This is a genomic window from Bartonella sp. AA83SXKL, from assembly GCF_042196965.1.
Lineage (GTDB): Bacteria > Pseudomonadota > Alphaproteobacteria > Rhizobiales > Rhizobiaceae > Bartonella.
Window position 1 is genome coordinate 1 of sequence record NZ_JBHIRG010000237.1, and the last position, 651, is coordinate 651.

The 651-nt window shown below is 38.1% G+C and carries 1 protein-coding gene and 1 pseudogene; both read right to left on the reverse strand.

All coding sequences use genetic code 11. The annotated features are described in order from the left end of the window. Positions 1-178, reverse strand: a pseudogene (locus tag ACFINO_RS10830) (rRNA maturation RNase YbeY); the annotation flags it as partial. A gap of 20 nt (positions 179-198) precedes the next feature. Continuing rightward, on the reverse strand, positions 199-651 hold a 453-nt coding region (locus ACFINO_RS10835), incomplete at its 5' end, for a PhoH family protein (RefSeq protein WP_375655857.1).

Genomic DNA, 651 nt, shown 5'->3' on the forward strand with positions numbered 1-651 from the left:
ATTGTGCATTAATTTGTGCCATATGTTTGTCATCCGTAAAAAGCAAGCTGATTTCGCTTACAACATTTTCCAATGAAAGATGATGCATTATCGTTTTTAATGCTTTTTCGGTGATGTTATAAAGCATTTTCTCGTCATTCCACCCATCGCTTTCAACAAGTATATCAATTGTAATCATAATAAATCAAATTCGTTTCTTTAATGAGAAGTATGAGAGGGTGTTTCTTTGTTTTTTGCTCGAGAATCACGGTCATAAGCACAAACGATAGCGGCAACAAGGGGATGGCGTACAACATCTTTTTCATCGAAACGAATAATTGTAATATTTTCTACATTTGAAAGAATACGTATTGCTTCGATTAAACCAGACTTTTGTCCTTTTGGTAAATCAATTTGGCTTATATCACCGGTAACGATCATGCGTGCGCCTTCTCCAAGACGCGTGAGGAACATTTTCATTTGCATGGGTGTAGTATTTTGCGCTTCATCAAGAATGATAGCGGCATGAGCAAGTGTTCGTCCGCGCATGAAAGCAAGAGGAGCAATTTCTATGACACCAGAAGCTAGAATGCGTTCTACTTTTTCGATGGGTATCATATCATAGAGGGCGTCATAAAGCGGACGTAAATATGGGTCGACCTTTTCTTTAAG